This window comes from Haliscomenobacter sp., assembly GCF_033763495.1.
Classification (GTDB): domain Bacteria; phylum Bacteroidota; class Bacteroidia; order Chitinophagales; family Saprospiraceae; genus Haliscomenobacter.
In genome coordinates this window covers 1-14,010 of record NZ_JANRKL010000196.1, presented here as the reverse complement: position 1 = coordinate 14,010, position 14,010 = coordinate 1, and the positions used below count along the sequence as shown (strand labels likewise).

At 48.5% G+C, this 14,010-nt stretch carries 11 protein-coding genes and 1 pseudogene; 1 reads left to right on the top strand and 11 read right to left on the bottom strand.

The window, feature by feature from the left end; genetic code table 11:
* The 10 genes and pseudogenes from SFV55_RS30285 to SFV55_RS22655 form a co-directional block, all read right to left on the bottom strand.
* A pseudogene (locus SFV55_RS30285) lies at positions 1-104 on the bottom strand (3-phosphoglycerate dehydrogenase); the annotation flags it as partial.
* A 150-nt stretch (positions 105-254) separates the two neighbouring features.
* Positions 255-587, bottom strand: a complete 333-nt coding sequence (locus SFV55_RS22695) for a hypothetical protein (protein WP_320031851.1) — start codon at positions 585-587, stop codon at positions 255-257.
* A 15-nt stretch (positions 588-602) separates the two neighbouring features.
* Positions 603-3,245 (bottom strand): c-type cytochrome, encoded by a 2,643-nt coding sequence (locus SFV55_RS22690; RefSeq protein WP_320031850.1) that lies wholly within the window; start codon positions 3,243-3,245, stop codon positions 603-605.
* 11 nt (positions 3,246-3,256) lie between these two features.
* Positions 3,257-4,201 (bottom strand): NAD(P)-dependent oxidoreductase, encoded by a 945-nt coding sequence (locus SFV55_RS22685; protein WP_320031849.1) that lies wholly within the window; start codon positions 4,199-4,201, stop codon positions 3,257-3,259.
* Positions 4,202-4,329: 128 nt separating this feature from the next.
* Positions 4,330-4,815, bottom strand: coding sequence for a VOC family protein (locus SFV55_RS22680; RefSeq protein ID WP_320031848.1), 486 nt, complete (start codon positions 4,813-4,815; stop codon positions 4,330-4,332).
* A gap of 4 nt (positions 4,816-4,819) precedes the next feature.
* Positions 4,820-5,986 carry a mandelate racemase/muconate lactonizing enzyme family protein gene (locus SFV55_RS22675; RefSeq protein WP_320031847.1) on the bottom strand — a complete coding sequence of 389 codons (1,167 nt, stop codon included), beginning with the start codon at positions 5,984-5,986 and terminating at the stop codon, positions 4,820-4,822.
* On the bottom strand, positions 5,983-6,867 hold the full coding sequence (locus SFV55_RS22670; RefSeq protein ID WP_320031846.1) for a sugar phosphate isomerase/epimerase: 885 nt from the start codon (positions 6,865-6,867) through the stop codon (positions 5,983-5,985). Before SFV55_RS22670 ends, SFV55_RS22675 begins: the two co-directional genes overlap by 4 nt.
* A gap of 158 nt (positions 6,868-7,025) precedes the next feature.
* Positions 7,026-10,184 carry a PVC-type heme-binding CxxCH protein gene (locus tag SFV55_RS22665; RefSeq protein WP_320031845.1) on the bottom strand — a complete coding sequence of 1,053 codons (3,159 nt, stop codon included), beginning with the start codon at positions 10,182-10,184 and terminating at the stop codon, positions 7,026-7,028.
* Positions 10,185-10,270: 86 nt separating this feature from the next.
* The gene (locus tag SFV55_RS22660) at positions 10,271-11,116 is read right to left on the bottom strand and encodes a ThuA domain-containing protein (RefSeq protein ID WP_320031844.1); all 846 of its coding nucleotides are present in this window, start codon (positions 11,114-11,116) and stop codon (positions 10,271-10,273) included.
* 260 nt (positions 11,117-11,376) lie between these two features.
* The gene (locus SFV55_RS22655; protein WP_320031843.1) at positions 11,377-11,850 is read right to left on the bottom strand and encodes a hypothetical protein; all 474 of its coding nucleotides are present in this window, start codon (positions 11,848-11,850) and stop codon (positions 11,377-11,379) included.
* A gap of 232 nt (positions 11,851-12,082) precedes the next feature.
* On the opposite strand from SFV55_RS22655, the gene SFV55_RS22650 reads away from it, so the two are divergent.
* Positions 12,083-12,703, top strand: coding sequence for a CvpA family protein (locus SFV55_RS22650; RefSeq protein ID WP_320031842.1), 621 nt, complete (start codon positions 12,083-12,085; stop codon positions 12,701-12,703).
* Here SFV55_RS22650 and SFV55_RS22645 read toward each other — a convergent pair whose 3' ends face one another.
* Positions 12,704-13,798: a Gfo/Idh/MocA family oxidoreductase gene (locus tag SFV55_RS22645; protein ID WP_320031841.1), complete on the bottom strand. Its 1,095-nt coding sequence runs from the start codon at positions 13,796-13,798 to the stop codon at positions 12,704-12,706. It lies immediately after the preceding gene.
* Between the last annotated feature and the right edge of the window lie 212 nt (positions 13,799-14,010).

The window sequence follows — 14,010 nt, the reverse complement described above, 5'->3', positions numbered from 1 at the left end:
AGGTCCGCCTGTGGAATCCGGGTAGTGTCTACTTCATAACCCGCTTCTTCAAGTAGTGTTTGACCGTCTGGGCTGATGCCATCATTGGCAAGGATCTTGATCATTCTGATAGGATTTTTCAAAAAATTTGACCCTAATTTTCAAATTCTCCGCAAAGAAAAGGATTTTTTTTTAAAACGTTGTGAATAAGGGGGGAAAGTTGGAGGAATGCCAAACTACTTCGTTTTGCTTTACTGACATGTTTTGTATTCAAATTAAATCCAGGTGAAACTGGAATACTTTATATCATGTGTTTTCATAAACTCACCAAATAAAGTATAGGCATTGGGGACACTGAACTCCTTTTTTATCGCAGCCAATAAACCAGCTTGGTCATCCATTGGTACATTAAAAATCGGGTAGATTTTTTTGACCTCTTCTGGTTCAATGGTGTGGATGTATTCGTAATCTGAATCGCCCAAGCGTTCTTTTACGGCGCTACCAATGTCATAGCCATCGAGGTACAACTGTTTTTTTTCGTTGAAATAGATTTGGATCGATATTTTGATATCGGGTGACTCCTGGTAGTAGAGGGTTGTTTTTTCCATGTGAAAGGATTTAGGTTATTTAGACTTAAAAACCGCATGCTCCTCATCACCCCCGGCCTTCAAATACGCCACCAAATCCTTCAACTCTTCCACATTTAGTGGGTTGACCAAACCAGGAAGCATCGACGAGATCGTTGAATAATTTTTAGTCAGCACGTCCTTCTTTTTGACTTTGGCCAAAAAATCGGGGGCGTAAGGATTTTGAGAGATGTAATAATACTTACTGTCTTGGTTGGCGATTTTGCCCACCAGGCTTTTCCCATTTTTTAGCTGAAACTGGGTCGCTGCGTATTGGTCAGAGATCGTTTTGCTGGGCTCAAGGATGGCCTCCAAGATGTCTTTTGTGCTGAATCGGGTACCAATTTGAGTGAGGTCAGGTCCGATGTTTCCTCCTTCACCTTTCATTGCATGGCAGCGTGAACAGGTGGTAGCCACGTACATCGCCTTGCCCCTTTTGAAGTCTCTTCCACTCAACTCAGCCGTAAAAATGGTATCCATGTCCTTTACTTTGTAGTTTTTCCCGGGACCTTTGGGGTAATCTTCCTGGGCTATATCATTGCCGGACTTGGTCAGCAGTTCCGCGCCCGAAAGTTGGTCGTAGTACTCCTTTTTGTTGACAGGAACATTCTCCAGGGCCATTTTTCTGGCTTTGTCAATAAAGCCGACGTAGCTATTGCCACCTTTGAGCGCAAAGGCTTGTTTGTACCAGGCGAAATATTGCTCCCGCAACTCCGGGGTCCAGCCCACTTTGGCCTTGGCCAGCATAATGGCCAGGTAAGTTTGTTGGGGAACCGGCATTTTTTCCAACATTTTGGCAATGTCCAGGCCGTACTGGGGATTGCGCAAGATCAGGTCTTCGGAATTGGTGGCAAGCCCTTCGTTGGGGTCGTACTGCTCTTTTTTCGCCATCAAAGCCAGGGTTTTGGGCAAAACCGATGGGGCCTCCAAAAATACCAATAGCTTGCAATAGGCTTTGTTGTGTTCTCTGGAACTGCTAGGGTATTGGGCATTCAGTAGTGCCGTAATTTTTGCTTTTTGGGCAGATTCAGGCATGCCGAACCGGGCAAATACCAGTTCATACGCCCGCAACACATCCAATTGCTGGGTGGGTGAAAGTTTGAGGTAATTGATTCCTGACAGGGCGTTCAGGATAGCAGTTTTGTCGGTAGCAGTTCCGCTGCGGATAAGGCCGATCAGGGCATTGGTCAAGGCGATCGGGTTGCTTTCTGCCAAGGCTTTAGCTTTCCATCCCTCTACCGCCTGATGTTCAAGGGCTATGCGAGCCGCATAACGAACGGCCCGGTCGGGGTGTCCGAGGTAGGGCCATGCGGTAGCTATTGCTTCTGGGTTTCCAGGAGTATGAAAAGCTTCCAGTTTTCGGCGCAATTTATTTTCCTCCGTCAAAGGAGTAGTTTCTGAGCTGGTTGTAGCCTCTGTGCCATTGTAATACACGCGGTACAAATCCGATTCAAGCCTGCGGCCTCCGGTCAAAAAATACAAGGCACCATCAGGACCAATGGCACCATCGGTCAAAGGCAAGGGTACACCTGATAGGAACTCCTCCCGGGTAGCTGTATAGGTCGAGCCGCTGGGTTTGAGGTGGATGGCATGGATGATGCCAAAACTCCAGTCGAACGCCAGCAGGGTCTGCTTGTATTTGGCGGGGAATTTTGCCTCTTTGGCATACAGCAAATTGGTGGGCGAGCCCTGGCCAATGTTGATAACGGGGGGTAAATTGTCGGGAAAACTTGGCGACCACTTGCCATCACCCGTCCGCCAGCCAAACTCGGAGCCACTGGTGGCATGGCAGATCCGGGTAGGCCGATACCAGGGCAGACCAAAATCCCATTCCATGTCGGCGTCGTACACAAAAAGGTCGCCCACGTCATTGAAAGCCATATCAAAAGGATTGCGGTAACCTGCCGATATTAGTTCCCATTTGGTGCCCTCGGGGTTGACATTGGCCACCCAGCCTCCGGGTTCCTTGCGGTCGTTGGCATGCCCACGAGGGTCTTTGATTTCAGGGAAAAGGTTATCGTACTTCCAGGTTTGAGGCAATTTGTAGGCATCCATAGTGGGCAAATCGGTGTAATTGCCACAAATCACATACAGCGATTTTTTATCGGGGGAAAGTTTGATGCTGTGGGGGCCGTGCTCGCCTTCACCGACCAGGTTTTTGAGCAGGGTGAGTTTGTCGAACTGATCGTCACCGTCGGTATCTTGCAAACGGTAAAAACCGGAGCTTTTGGGTAGATTTTTACTGGTTCGGTTGTTGACCATCACGTACAAGCTGTTGAAGGCATACAACAGACCATGGGCTGCCCCAAAATTGAGGGTATCGTTTTCCAGTTTTATTTTTTCAATTTTAGGGCTCAGGTCTTTGGAACCAATCGCCGGAATTTCCAAACGGTAGAGGCCTCCGTATTGGTCAGAAGCCAACATCCGTCCTTTGTCGTCAAAACACATCGAGACCCAGGAACCTTCCTTGCTTTCGGATGGGCTGTAAAGGTGTTCGGCTACAAAACCAGGGGGCAGTTTCAGGTTATCCGTTTTGGGAGGATTAGCCGGAAGGGCAGGCCGAAAGAATTGCAGGGAAAATGTTCCCAATACCATTACTGGCAACAACAGGTACCAACGCATTCTAGCTAATCGTTTCATTATCTTGTGTGTTAAAGGTCTTTTAAATTAAAAATACAACCCGACATTGGCTCCTGCCCACGCAAAATGGCCAATACATTATTCACTGTGCTCACACACATGTTTTTGTAGGTTGTGGCGGTCAGGCTGCTAACATGGGCGGTAATCAGTGCTTTAGGGTGCGAGATTAGTTCATCGTCAGCAGTAGGAGCAGGGGAGGTAGGCACATCGGCACCATACCCAGCCAGTTTTCCGGTATTGAGGGCGTCAACCAGTGCTGCCTTATCCACAATCTGAGCGCGAGCCGTATTGACGATGATGCAATTGGGTTTTACCTTACTCAAAGCTTCCGCATTGATCAGGTTGCTGGTTTCGGCAGTCAGTGGTACATGGATGGAAATAAGGTCGGAAGAGGCCAACAACTCTCCTTTTGAGACATACTGATAAGGAACATCCTTGGGTGATTTTGACCAATAGATGACCCGCATGCCCAGGGCTTCGGCAATTTTAGCAACTTTTAACCCAATGTTGCCCAAACCCAGAACCCCCAGCGTTTTTTCCCCCACCTCATCACTTTTAAAGGTACTTCGTGCTGCCCAATTGCCGCTTTTGACATCGTTGAGTGCCTGATAAAGATTGCGTTGCAACATCAGCATCAGGGCAATGGTATGCTCGGCCACAGTGGCCGCGTTGGAGCCGGGGGCGTTCACTACTTTGATTTTTCGCCTGCTCGCTTCGGCTACATCCACGTTGTCGAGGCCTACGCCACAGCGGGCTGCCACAACAAGTTGAGGGCAGGCCTCCATCAATTGCTGGTTGACCTGGCCGAGACCACGGGTAATGACGGCGTCAATTTTGGATAAAACTTCGGCAGGAGGTAGCCCGGTAAAAGCGGTAAATACTTCCACATCTTTTGCTCCGCTGAGTAGTTGATTGGCTTCTTCGGCAATGGTTTCGAGTAGCAGGATGTTTTTCATGCGTGGTTTTACTTATTGGCCTTCGTGCCTCTTAGGTGCCTGAGGTTTCTTAGGTGGTGAAAAAGAAAAAAATCTTTCACCACCTAAGAAACCTCAGGCACTTAAGCAACACCTAAGTAAGCGTAAAATTAATTGTGGTACAAAGTCGCGTCTTTAGACTTATACCCCCGGAAATCATTGCGCCCGGAAACGTATATCCCCGCCTGGAACAACTCATCTTCAAAAATGGCCGGATCAATTTCAGAGCCAGGCTTACAGGACAACTCCAGCAGGTTCCCCGAAGGATCCCGCACAAACATCTGAATTGGTCCATCCGGCAATTGCCGAACTTTCCCCCAGGGCGAAGTATCGATTACTCCCAACTCTTTCATGCGCCAAAAAATAGCATTGATGTCGTCCACCTGCATGCAGACATGGCCGCGAAAGGAGTACGTGTCGTCCCACTCAGTCAGGTGAAGCTGCTGGGTTTCGTTGATTTTGAAAAAGGCCGTGGGATAGTCAAACAAGAATGCAGGGATGACTTCCAAACCCAGTTCTTTTTCATAAAATTCGCAGGCAGCTTCCAGGTTGCTCACCACAAGTGCCACGTGATTGATGCCGATTGCTTTTGCCATAACACTAGATTTTTTGCTTGAATTCATGTACAAAATCCCAGTTGGGCGTCAATCCCAAACCGGGAGCCGTAGGTGCAGAAAGCATCCCGTTTTCAACCGTAATTTTTTCTTTCACCAACTCATACATCATTGGATTGCCGCCCAGTGAAAACTCAATCACCACCGCGGCCGGAGATGCAAAAGCTACATTGACTCCCGCCATAAAGGAGAAAGCCGAGCCCCAACAATGCGGTGCTAACTCCAACTGATAGGTATGCGCCAACTGCGCGACCCGCATCGATTCCGTAATGCCACCGATGATGGCCGAGTCAGGCTGAACGACATCCAAAGCGCGCACTTCGATCAAGTCACGCACATCAAACGCGGTGTATTCACTTTCACCCGCAGCTATGGGGATAGCCGTAGAGGCGCGCACCTCCGCCGTGCCGTGTCGGTTATCTGGGCTGATCGGCTCCTCAAACCAGTAAAGATTACATTCTTCTACCCCACGACAAAATTGTTTGGCTTCCGGCACGCTAAAAGTGCCGTGAGCATCGGTCATGAGTTTGATGTGGTCGCCGATGGCTTCCCGCGCGGCACGTACCCGCTTGACACTTTCACCAACTGTTTCGTCCATAATACCTACTCGCATCTTTACTCCTTTAAATCCTTTTTCGATGTAGCCGTTGAGCTGCTCACCAATTTTTTCTGCACTGGCCCAGCCACCACTGGCGTAAGCTTCCATCGTATCCCGACAGGAACCGCCCAAAAGTTCTGCCACTGGTACGCCCAGGGCTTTACCTTTGAGGTCCCACAGGGCGGTATCCACCCCACTCATGGCCGAGATGGTCAAACCGCGTCGGCCTAAAATGGGGAACTTTCGCCCCCGGGATAAGGCGTAATGGTCACGCGTACCATTGTACACATGCTCCCAGATGCGCGAGATGTGGCGGGCATCTTTTCCAAGCAACAAAGGTTTCAACTCCTTTTCTACACAAGTTACAATGGAAGTGCAGACCCCCGATGAGCCTACGGCAGCTTTGGCTTCGCCAAAACCTTGTAGCCCATTATCGGTAGTTACCACCACCAGGGTCATGTCAAAATCGGTCAGCAGGCCGTAGTCCGAGCGGTGCTGTTTTTCTTTGGGAATGGGACAACGCAGCCAAAAGGCTTCTACATTGGTGATTTTCATATCAGTGCACTAAGTGTTTCTATGGATTTGCGGGTTAGCATGGTGTAAAATTCTTCGGTTACCGCCGAGCTACCGTGGTCTTCCAGGAATTTCTTTTGTTCGGGACTGAGTCCTTCTGGATTGGTTTCGATGGAATTGGGATATGGGTTGGCGGGCGTACGATCTAAAGGAGAGCAAAACTCTACCGACAGTACCTCATCGTAGCCAATTTCATGCAGGATGGCGATGATTTTTTTCCAATCCAGCTTGCCCATCCCGGGGGCCATGCGGTTGTTGTCGGCTACGTGGAACCCAACCAAACGCCCCTTGGCACGGCGAATCGCCTCAAACATGTCATCTTCTTCGATGTTCATGTGGAAGGTATCGAGGCAAACTCCACAATTGGGGCCGACCGCCTTGGCCAGGGCCAGGGCCTGATCACCACGGTTGATGAAATAGGTTTCAAACCGGTTGATCGGTTCTATGCCCAATAAAATGCCGACACTTTCGGCATAGGCGTAAATCTCCTGCATGCCCTCCACGGCCCATTCCCATTCTTCTTCCGGGCGGCCATCGGGGATAATTTTGCCTACGGTAGCGGGTACAACTGAAACCATAGTGCCATTCAGCTCCTTGACCATCGTTACCACGTCTTTGACGTATTGCACCGAGGCGGCTCTTTGGGCTTTATTTTTGGCCAGCAGGTTGCGTTCTTCCAGCATCAAGGTTACCGAACCCCAACAAGTGAGGCCATGATCCTGGAGTAATTTTCCTACATACTTCGTATCATAAGACTCCGGAGTGCCCTGAATCTCAAGTTTGTGGTAGCCCAGGGCTGCAATACGTTCAATCGTTTTTTCGATTGTTTCGGCGCGCATCCAGTTGTGTATCGCCAGTTTCATGTGTAGCTGATTTTGGTGGTTGTCTGATGTTTTATTTGCTCGCCAGGGTAGTGGGGCAAAAACAAGTGTTCATTTTTGTTTTGCCAAAGGATTAGTTAAGACACTTGAAATGAACCGTTTACTTATCTAATCCTTTGGCAAAATGAACACTTATTTTTTTATCGCCCCAAGGGATGTTCTTTCAAGAGCTTTTTGCTTTGGTAAAAAGCTTTTTTTCCTTGGAGCTTGGCCCGAATTTCCTTCACTTTTTCCGGCAAGACTACGGAGGCCTTATTGCCAAAAGAATTGCGGATGTAGGTAGCTACGGCGGCCAACTCCTGGTCGTTGAGCATCCCTTCAAAGGGGGTCATCGGAACCATTCCTTCGTAGTTTTTTCCCTCCACTACAATCGGCCCCATCAGCCCTTTGAGGATGATTTTGATGAGTCGCTCTTCGGAGCCCGTCACCCATTCGGTACCAGACAAGGGTGGAAACCCAGAACCGGGCAACCCTTTGCCATCCGCTTGATGACAGGTGATGCAAAAACCTTCTTTGGAGTAGAGCGCTTTGCCCTGGTTGAACGCCTCGAAGTCTTTGCCTTTCAGGTTGGTTGTGCTGTATACTTCTTTGACCTTTTTTACCGCCCGGCCACTCAGGTGGGCCACGGCGGTCTCGTGGGCATGTACCATCCAATCATCGAGTGGCTTTTTTTGAGCTTCTTCCAAAATGGGCAAACCCTTTTCCGGGCTAATCCGGGAAGCGGCTACAATGGCCCCCAAACGAACCCGGCTGTTGTCATCCCGCACTGCCTGCATCAACAATTCTGCCTGGTCTTTGACCTGATGGCCGGTAAAACGCAAGACTTCGATAGCCGCAGCCCTAACCCGGTAGTCCTTGGCTTTGAGTAGTTGTTTCAACAGTGGTTGGTTCACTTTATTCAAACCCCAGCTCACCCATAGGCCTTCCAACTGGTGGTGCTCGTATTGTGGATCATTTTTGTCCAGAGTAGCCAGCCATTTGTCCAGTTTGGATAAAACTTCCGTTGCGTTTCTTCCCCTCAATTCCCGACGGGTGCGGTAACGGGTACGGTATTCGGGCAGCTTCAGGTTGTCCAACAAGGTTTCAATGCTGGCCCCGTCAATTTTTGCCGGCGTAACCAAGGGGCGAGAGGGATAAGTAATCCGATAAATTCGGCCATGTACGTGGTCACGCAGCGGATCACGTGCATTGTGCTGCATGTGGCCGATCAGGATGTTGTGCCAATCCACGATGTAGAGGGAGCCGTCGGGGGCAATTTCCAGGTCAACAGGGCGAAAATTGCGGTCTTCACTCACCAATAAATCCTGGCGGTGTTTGGTTTTGTAGCCAGTGCCGTCATCCCAAACCTGGTGCTGTTTGGTACCCAAAAAACCAATCGTATTGTTGATGATTAAGTCGCCTTGCACCTCGTCAGGAAAGTGGCGGCTCGAAATAAATTCCAGGCCAGAGGTGGGGCGCACCATGTGGTCTTTTTCGATGAGTTGAAAACTTTTGTGCGTGGCCTCACCGTAGCGTGGCAATACCGTACCGGGAGTCATCCAACGCACATCGGGGCTGGAGGTTTCGGCAAAAAAGGGTTGCCCCCAGTGGTCAAAAGCGATGCCCCAGGGATTGGGAATGGCCAATTGAGCAATCCGATCCAGCTTATGCAATTGTGGGCTGTAGCGATAAAAACCACCATTGGTTGCTCTTACCGTACCATATGGGGTTTCAACATTGGTATGCAAAAACACCCCTTCTCCAGAATAAATTGCCCCTGAAGGGTCAGCACAAAAAGCGTGGCTGTTGTGGTGGGTGTCGTGGTCATCGTAACCGCTCAGCAGGACTTCCACTTTGTCGGCTTTGTCATCACCATTAGTATCGGTAAACAACTTAAGGTTGATGCCCTGCGAAACGTATACCCCTTCCGGCGCGAATTCAAAACCCAGGGGCAGGTGTAAGCCATCCACAAAAGTCGTTTGTTTGTCGGCCTTGCCATCGTTGTTGGTGTCTTCCAGGATGATCAGCTTGTCGTTGGGTTTGGCATCCCCGGGTTTGTAGTGGGGGTAGCTGGGCATAGTGGCTACCCAAAGCCTACCTTTGTTGTCGAAGGACATTTGCACCGGGTTGGCCAAATCAGCGAATTCCGCCTCGGAGGCAAAAAGTTCAATTTTGTATCCAGGGGGTACTTTAAGTTTGTCCAAGGCGTCTTTGCCGTAGAGGTACTTCAGGCTGCCGTTTTTTTCGGGGTTAAAATTGGTTTTGATTTCGGGCAAACTACGGGTTGTTTTGTCGGCAGCGGCCAGATCGGTTTTTTCTCCTCTTTGTGCTGCCAGCCAAATTGCCTTGTCGCGAATGTCCGTCATTTGGCGGATTTTTTCGATTTCAGCAGGGTAGTTATCGGGGCCAAAGGGGTCGTACCTGCGGCCATACACGTGTACGCCATTAGGGATTTTGTAGTCGTTGTGCCACATCCAGTTTTTTTCCATTACCATTTCATGGATTAGGCTGCGATTCGTCTCGGCTTTGGCGGGAGCGTTTCCAAAAATTTCATCGCTCAGGAGTTTGGCCAGCTTTTTATACCCAGCTTCATTGAGTTGAGCGCCATCGATGGTCAGTGGCTCGGAGGTTTTGTCATACCATTGCTTGGAAGGGGTAAAGGCATCGACAAATTGTACCTTGTTTTGTTGCGCCACCGTTTTCATGGCATTGGTATAAAGCAGAAGGTTTTTGTTCTCTTTTTCGCCATTCGGCAAGTCGTAGATACCCGTTAAATCTTCAAAGGCAATGGGGGAAACGATGGCCAATTGAGGGGCGGAACTGCCGTTGTATTTTTGGCTAAGGGTATGTTTGATGAAAGCGTCCAGTTCCTGCTTGAAGTTATCCAGACCTGCTTCGCCTTCAAAGGACTCACTGTAGCCGAAAAAAGCGATGATGATGTCGGTGTTGAGTTTGGTCAACCACTGATCCGGGCTATCGAAATGGCCTTCACTATCGGAATTGTTGGCGTATTCGGTTTGGAATTTTTCGGCACCGGGGAAAGCCCAGGGTGAAAAACGGGAAGCATGCGGCCTGAATCCGGGGGTCTCACCCGGGTCGCACATGTTGCGGATGAACAGTGATTTTTCAGGATAACGAACGTGCATTTCCGTTTCGAAAAGACCATAATGCATCATTCTGGATCCGAGGTTGCCACCAATTAAGGAAATATGGGCGCCTTGTTTGAGTTCCAGGGGGGCAGGTCCTTGAAACTTAAGCATGCTGAAGAGCATAAAAACGAGCACAAAAATGGAATAAAAAGACTTCCGCTTGAAAGACATTGGTTGAATTGTTTAGGGTTGTAAAAAGCTGTTTGCACTTTTACTTTAGTAGCAGGGCGAAATGAACCATGTATTTTTTATCACCCCTATTTCACGATACCTCGGTAAGGCACCTTGATGTCAATTTTGCCTTTCCATTTTTTAGGCACTTTCAGGCCTAATTCCCAGTGAATGGCATTGATGATCAGGCGCTGAACGGATTCGACCTGAAAATCTTCGGGATGCCCAAGGGTAGTGGTAAAGATTTTTGCACCGTAAGAGTTGGTCCCGACATAGGCTACCGGATTGTCAATTGCGGCCTTGTCAGGATTAATGGATTTGCCCATCAACAACCATTCGGAGCCCTTCGTTGGGTAATCAGGCAAAAGACGATACAACCAGGAGCTTACCCTGAAATTGGGCGCTACGCCACGTAGAATCGGGTGCTTTTTGGCCGCTTCAATGACTGAAACCTCCGTGGTACTTTCGTGCCCATAGTGGGTATGGCCAGCTTTGCCGCCCCAACCAGGAGGTGCATTCAAGGCAAATTCTCCAAAAGCATTCCAGCGCGCCGAGGGGTGGTCTTTGGGAAAATTAAAGGCATGGGTAGTGGTACGGAATCCCATCAGCGGTTTGGCTGATTTGAGGTAATCTTCAATAAAGGCTAGCTGCTCGGGCGGAAGCTGGCGCCAACGCAGGTAAAAAACGGCCAGATCGGCCTCTTTCAGGCTTTCCAGCCCAGGAATGTCTTTTTCCGCGTTTTGATTGGGATAGGCTTTTAGTACTTTGGTCTGGATACCATAATTTTTCTCCAGCTCCGCAGCAATCAGGGGCAAGGTCTGTTCACCACTGTATTCGTGGTCGCCCGTAACAAATACGACGAGTGGTTTTTTTTGTGCAAAACAGTAAAAACTTGTAAGCAACAGCAATAAGCAGAGAAGCCCCTTTTTCATGCGTTAATTTTTTCGGATTTGATGAGGACAAATTTTTAAGCGCATACAAAATAGAAATTCCAGCAAATAAATTGTAGCTTCTGGTGTACACAAAAAAAAAGTGACGAATGATTGCTCAATCATTCGTCACTTTTCTGACATCGCTTATACAATACAGTATTGTTTTTTGCTACAAAGGCTCAAAGGCGCTAAGTGAAACTTGCTAATCAATAGCGCTTTGCGTCTTCATGCCTTTGTGGCGCAAAAAAATGCTGAGATAACTACTGCTTCCGCTCAATCAGTGTAGGGAAGTTAGCCGAAGTGTAATGGGAGAATTTTTTATCGCTGGTAAATTTAGGTTTGTAGGCCCGGGTAAAGGTGCCAAAGAATGCGCGCAATTCTTCCGGTTTAAAATTGCGGGAATCGGGTTTCACAAAATAGCCGATGTGCCGGATGCTGCCATCTTCATTCCAAAACACGTGCAAAAAAACCTTCAATCCGTTGATGTCAAATTTGACCGTTTCCGCATGTTCCTGGATGGCTTTGATGAATTCCAGCCAATTGTTCAAGGCTTTTCCGGTATCGTTACCCGAAATCACCAGCAGATTCCGTGGATGTTCAACACTCAATTTTTCGTAAGCTGCTTCATCTTGCCCCAAAAGGAAAACGACAGGTAATTGGTTCTGGCCAAACACAAAGGTAGGTGCACTGGCCAGGGCCAATACGAATAAAATAGTAGTTGGAATTAAACGCATGCTCAAGGATTTATGATGAAATTAAAGTATACCTTGTTTAAATCAGGTCGGCTTTTAGTGATTATGACGCAGAAGGTGCTAGTGAGATACATCCGATAATCAACGGCTTGCGTCGGAAAAAATTTCCATCTTGTGACTTTTTACTGCAACTTTGCATCTAAACAACAGAAATTTTCCGCCTCTACAAGGTAGCAAGTTCTGTTGCATTGAAAGCAAAAGGAAAGCAAAAAATATGATCATCGACGTAATTTTTTTGATCGTTGCCGCAGCTGGATTTTGGTTCGGCTATTCTCGTGGGATCATTGAAACGGTGTTCAAATACGTTTCCATCCTATTTGGGATTATGGCTTCTTTGCGCTTTTCGCCCATGATGACCAATTTCCTGCAAGACGTTTCCGGGTACCGCAACCCGCTGATGTTTCTGGCTGGATTTTTACTCACCCTGTTTTTAACCATGTTTTTGCTGCGTACAGTAGGACGAGGCCTTGAGGGTGTGCTTCAGACTGTCAACATCAATTTTATCAATCAAATCATTGGGGGAGTAGTATCCGCTGCTTTTTCAGTGCTGATTTATAGCTGTTTATTGTGGTTTGTACTGGTTTCTGCGGCTACAACCAACGAGGCAGTGGCCGAATCCCGAACTTATCCGTACTTAAAAGATTACCCCAAAACGGTATGGGGACTGTTGAAGGAAGCCCAGCCCATATTGCTCGATTTTTGGGACTACTCGGTAGATGTAATGGATGACATCCAGAACATGACGCAAAAAACGGAGGATGAGACCATTTACGATCTTGAAGATCAAGAGGATAGTGGCCAGGTTGATGAGAGTCCCTACAGCGACAATCAATAGTTAAAACCCTTTCCAATCCAAAACCACTCTTTTTCCCGTATTTGCAGCCTTTACGATGGCTTCGATGATTTTTAAATCGATCATACCTTCTTGCCCGGAGGCTTCTGGCGTGCGGCCATTGAGTACATCCTGAGCAAAGGCGTCCAATTGGGCGATTTGCTGGAATTCCGGGGTCTGGAAATTGAGTTTGCCCTCGAAAGTTTCCCCACTTGCACCCGTGGCATTGTAGGAAGGTTGCAGGCTATACCACTGATAACCCGAGGTGACGTGGAGTCGATCCACGTAGGAAGAATAGGTCGTGGTGGAATTAGAAACGGCACCACCCGGGAATTCCATCTGGAACATGACCATTTCATAAATATCCTTAAATACCTTTTCGTCGCGTACAAAGCCTTGGGCAGTAACCGCTGTGGGCAACTCGCCCACCGTTCGCCGTGCTCCTTGAATGCAGTAGACACCCAAGTCCATAATGGCACCGCCGCCGCCGAGGGCTTTGTTGAGTCGCCATACTTTGGGGTCGGCCATGGAGAAACCCAGGCTACTTTCGATGGTTTTTACCGCCCCATGTACCTTTTGGGTGCCCAGACGGCGAATTTCCAGGTGATAAGGGTCGTAATACAGGCGGTAGCCAACGCCCAATTGTACCTTGGCGGTTTTACACGCAGCAATCATTTGTTCACATTCCTTGACGTTGAGGGCCATAGGTTTTTCACAAATGACGTGTTTGCCTGCCTTCGCTGCCCGAATACTGAACTCGGCGTGCATGGAATTGGGTAAAACGACGTACACGATATCGATATCCGGGTTGTTGCGGATTTCGTCAAAGTTGTTGTAGTTGTAAATATTTTTATCAGGGATCTGGTATTGGGCTTTCCAGCTTTCCGCCTTGCTGGGAGTCCCGGTGACAATGCCAACCAGGCGGCAATGTTGGGTTTGTTGCAGCGCTGGTGCCAATTGGCGGGTGGCGTAATTACCAAGGCCGACCAGGGCTACGCCCAGCTTTTTTTCGGGGTGCGGCCAGCTACTGAGGCTGGCGGGCGCGAGTAGGGAGGCGGTGGCAAGGGTACTTTGGGCGATGAATTTGCGGCGTTGCATGTGGGTGGGTTTTGGTGGTGCTAAAATGGCAAATCATCTAAGCTCGGTTTATATTTATTAGATGGTTGATTGTGAGGATGTTCAATAAACTGTGTCAGGTAAAAAGTGGTTTTTACAAAAACACGGATTATGGAAAAAGAGAAGCCAAAGTTCGATTTTGAGTCCTTCAAGCAAGAAGCGTTAGCAGGACTTTATGCTGGTCAATCCTTGAA

Excerpts from the sequence above, each read along its gene's own strand:
- SFV55_RS22680 (WP_320031848.1), bottom strand. The coding sequence starts at position 4,815 with ATGGCAAAAGCAATCGGCATCAATCACGTGGCACTTGTGGTGAGCAAC.
- SFV55_RS22690 (WP_320031850.1), bottom strand. The coding sequence starts at position 3,245 with ATGAAACGATTAGCTAGAATGCGTTGGTACCTGTTGTTGCCAGTAATG.
- SFV55_RS22670 (WP_320031846.1), bottom strand. The coding sequence starts at position 6,867 with ATGAAACTGGCGATACACAACTGGATGCGCGCCGAAACAATCGAAAAA.
- SFV55_RS22675 (WP_320031847.1), bottom strand. The coding sequence starts at position 5,986 with ATGAAAATCACCAATGTAGAAGCCTTTTGGCTGCGTTGTCCCATTCCC.
- SFV55_RS22650 (WP_320031842.1), top strand. The coding sequence starts at position 12,083 with ATGATCATCGACGTAATTTTTTTGATCGTTGCCGCAGCTGGATTTTGG.
- SFV55_RS22660 (WP_320031844.1), bottom strand. The coding sequence starts at position 11,116 with ATGAAAAAGGGGCTTCTCTGCTTATTGCTGTTGCTTACAAGTTTTTAC.
- SFV55_RS22655 (WP_320031843.1), bottom strand. The coding sequence starts at position 11,850 with ATGCGTTTAATTCCAACTACTATTTTATTCGTATTGGCCCTGGCCAGT.
- SFV55_RS22685 (WP_320031849.1), bottom strand. The coding sequence starts at position 4,201 with ATGAAAAACATCCTGCTACTCGAAACCATTGCCGAAGAAGCCAATCAA.
- SFV55_RS22665 (WP_320031845.1), bottom strand. The coding sequence starts at position 10,184 with ATGTCTTTCAAGCGGAAGTCTTTTTATTCCATTTTTGTGCTCGTTTTT.
- SFV55_RS22695 (WP_320031851.1), bottom strand. The coding sequence starts at position 587 with ATGGAAAAAACAACCCTCTACTACCAGGAGTCACCCGATATCAAAATA.
- SFV55_RS22645 (WP_320031841.1), bottom strand. The coding sequence starts at position 13,798 with ATGCAACGCCGCAAATTCATCGCCCAAAGTACCCTTGCCACCGCCTCC.